Raw genomic sequence first — 3585 nt, forward strand, 5'->3', positions numbered from 1 at the left:
CCCTGACGATACAAACCTGCGAATATGGCTGGTAGCCCTTTGCAGTTATTGATAATTCGTATTCTCCGGCGGGAAGCCCGAAAAAGAAAAAAGCCCCGCCGGAGGTAAAATCGGTTCCCGTAAGATAATGCTCGGCAAAGTACTCGTCGTAGCTGCCTTCTTCTCCCGGCAAAATGCGGACTGTCCGAAGAATGCCGTTCCCTTTCAGGGTGATGCTCTCGATCGGTACGTCCGGGTCCGGTTTCCAGTCGGTTCCGGTCTGAATCCCCGGCTCGCTTTTGATCACGTAGCCGCGGATGTAGCCGACCGGCTCGAGTTCAAACGTAACGTTCGCCAACTGGTCATCATCGATGCGGATCGGTATGCTGCTTGGCTGCGGGGAGAAGGCCGGGGCGAGTAAAGTCACGTTGTATTTTCCGGGGAGAAACGGGCCGTGAACCTTGCCGGAATCGTCCGGACCGAGATGAACCAAGGTTTCAGCCCCCTTGCTGTCGGTCGGCTGGAGCAGCAGATACAGCCGCGGTCGCGGAGAATCTTCGGGAAAGTCGAAGGAGTAATCGACCTGTAACCTGTTGCCGGATTTCTTGTCCGCGTCGTTCGACCTTCGATCGATATTGGCCAGGATGGCGTTGTACTGCGAGAGGACCAGGGGGCTCGAGAGAATTCCGACATGATCCTCGTTGAACCCGTAGATCATCTTCGCATCTTTTTGCGATCGATAATCGAGCTGACTTGTCAGTGTGACCGCCTTGTCGTTGTTCGGTCGCAGAATATTCCGATTCCCCTTGTGCCCGAAGAAGAGATAGTGATCGATCGACTCCGGCATGCTCTTCATGAATAGCGAATTGATAAAAGGGCTATGCGGTTGCATGTCATGCCAGGCCGGGATGACGGCCGGAGAGTATTTGACGCCGAGTTCGGCCAGCTCTTCGCCGCCCCAGGGGGTCGAAATGGAGATGAAGGTCGAAAGGGTCGGAAAATAACGACCATAGTTGACGATGAATGACCGGACGACCAGTCCGCCCATGCTGTGGGCGGTAATGTAGAGTTCATCGAATTTGTATTTTGTCTGCAGGTTCTGCATTTTCCAGAGGAGCAGGTAGGCCATCGAGTCGATCGAAGAGCCGGAGGGATAATAGAAAAACCAGGGCTGATACCGGCTGCGGTCGATACTTTCGAAAAATGTGCGCCAGTCACGGGGTGAACCGGACGCACCGTGAACGAAAAGGATCGGAATTTTCGCCGGATCGTATTTTTCAAGAAAATAGACATTCCCGCCGATTTCCCGGAAAAATTCCATCGGTGCCCAGAATCCCTTTTTACCGTACTCGGCCGAGAACAGGGGGTCGTCGATATTTGCAATGGCCCCGGGGGCCGTACTGTGGAAAGAATCGTATTCCTTCGGCGGCAGTCTGGAGCCGACCGGAAAGTCAATTTCATTCCCGTCGTGTTCCGTCATGACGATGTCCAGGTTGCCGACGACGCCTCCCGCCGGCACGGCCCCCTGCTCGGCATTGATGAGCTGGCCGGCCGGTTCGCCTCTGTCATAGACCAGGTTCCTGTTTAAATCGCCAAAGGCGACGATATTGTGTGCCCCGATGGTGACCAGCAACTCATACGGTCCCTGTTCATGCAGCGTCGTGTAATGGTCGATTGTTATCGCATCTCCGTTTTTCGAATAGGCGACTACGACCACCGGCATCTCTTGCGGGGAAAGGGTGCTGGAAACACTACCGACCAATACGACAGATTGCTGGGTAAATGCCTCTTCTTCCTTCAAATGCAGGAAGGCGCATCCGGCCATCAGGATGGTGAGCAATAAACAACTGATAAATTTGGGTAACGGTTGTCTCATCATGATGTTATTGACTTTGCAAGATGATGCATCAGCCGTTCAGGGAGAGTCACTGTTATCCCGACAAGGTCAGGGCAACGAAATATTGGTTTAAGTCCTACGGCTGAAGTTGCTGTCTTAAAAAACAAAAAAATGGCCTGAAAAAGCTCATTTTCTATTCATGCCTAATCGACTCGAGCGATTATATTCATCAAAGCTTTTCAAGCCCGTATGCCCCTCCCGACAAAAGATTCGAATTCGTAAGGTTTCAAAATAACTGAAACCATATGAGCCGTCAAATCATCAATCAAGGTTCGACTCATCGGGTTTTTTCGCGCTGTAGAGCGCCAGGGTCCCGAACAGGGTGCTGTAGGTCCGGCGCTCGGTAACGTCGATGAAGCCGGCCTCTTCATAAAGGGTGATCAGCCGCCCGGCGACGTTGTCGCGGGTGACGGCGAAACCGTCGACGATCTGTACGATGTAGAACACGCTCCGCATCAGGGGATTCGCGGCCCGGCCCCAGTCGGCGATATGGATCTCGCCGCCCGGCTTGAGCACCCGGAACATCTCGCGGGCGGTCTTAATTTTCTCCTCCCAGGTCAGATGATGGAAGAAGAGGCTCGAAACGATCCGGTGGAAGTGGGCCGGGGGGTATGGCAGGCTGAAGGCCGAGCCCTGCTCGAAGTCGATGGCTGTCCCGGCGGCCCCGGCTTTTTTCGCCGCCTTGGCCAGCATGTCGGCATCGATATCGAGACAGGCGATCTCCGCCTCCGGATGATGCTGCTTGAGCCAGATGGCGAGAGTGCCGGTGCCGGCGCCGAGATCGAGCACGCGATGTTCCGGTTCGACGGCAGCCTGATCGATCAAGACCGGTTTGAACGACCGCTCCAGCGAGAAGGTTGCGGCAACCAGGTCGTAGAACGGGGTCAGCCAGTGCACGCCGAGCGCCGGAACATACGCCGGAGCGGAAGCGCTCGGCAGGCTCTGTTCAATCCGCTCGATCGTTTTTTCGAGGATCAGGTGGTTGACCCCCATGCCGAGATAGCCGGTCTGCCCGTAGGTGTCGTACAGCGGCAGCTGTTCGAGCAGGAGCTCGATGTCAGTGCTCGAATCATGAACAAGGTCGGCAATCGATAAGATCCGTTCTGCCAGGTAGTCGGGGAGATCGTTCTCATGCTGAGCTTTCTCCGTTTCCTCGCGGAGCCTGTTGGCAATCGATTCCATCGTTAATTTCTCAGCCGGTACCCCTTGCTGATCAGTATCGCCGCCCAGCAGAAAGCGGCGAATGCCATCGCGCCGCCGACGGCGAAGGAGAGCCAGAGCGGCAGGTCGCCGACGCCGATCAGGGCATGGCGGAAACCGTCGATCAGGTAGAAGATCGGGTTCAGGTGCGACAGCTCCGACCACGGCTGCGGCAGCAGTGAAATCGGGTAGAAGACGCCGCCGAGATAGATCAGCGGCAGGATCAGGAAATTCGTAAACATGGACAGCGAGTCGAAGTTGTTGGCGTAGATCGCCGCCAGCAGGCCGAACTGGGCGAACAGGAAGCTGGTGAGAATCGCCATGCCGAGCACCGCCAGGGGGTAAGACCAGGGGAGCGTGGCAAAGAAGGTCGAAACCAGCCAGACGATGGTTCCGACCAGCAGGCCGCGCAGCATCGCCGCCAGGGTGTAGGCCATGATGAACTGCGGCGGGGTGACCGGGGTCACCAGCAGGTCGACAATATTGCCGAGGTAGCGCGACATGAACAG

General features: G+C 56.0%; 3 protein-coding genes. All 3 read right to left on the bottom strand.

Going from position 1 to position 3585, the window contains the following annotated elements; all coding sequences use genetic code 11:
- Nucleotides 1–1819: hypothetical protein (locus C0623_05270; protein ID PLY01562.1), on the bottom strand; the 1819-nt coding region annotated here is incomplete at its 3' end.
- 318 nt (nucleotides 1820–2137) lie between these two features.
- Nucleotides 2138–3058, bottom strand: coding sequence for a methyltransferase type 11 (locus C0623_05275; GenBank protein PLY01563.1), 921 nt, complete (start codon nucleotides 3056–3058; stop codon nucleotides 2138–2140).
- A 2-nt stretch (nucleotides 3059–3060) separates the two neighbouring features.
- A partial coding sequence (locus C0623_05280; protein ID PLY01564.1) for an ABC transporter occupies nucleotides 3061–3585 on the bottom strand: 525 nt, incomplete at its 5' end.

This window comes from Desulfuromonas sp. (assembly GCA_002869615.1).
Taxonomy (GTDB): Bacteria; Desulfobacterota; Desulfuromonadia; order Desulfuromonadales; family UBA2294; genus BM707.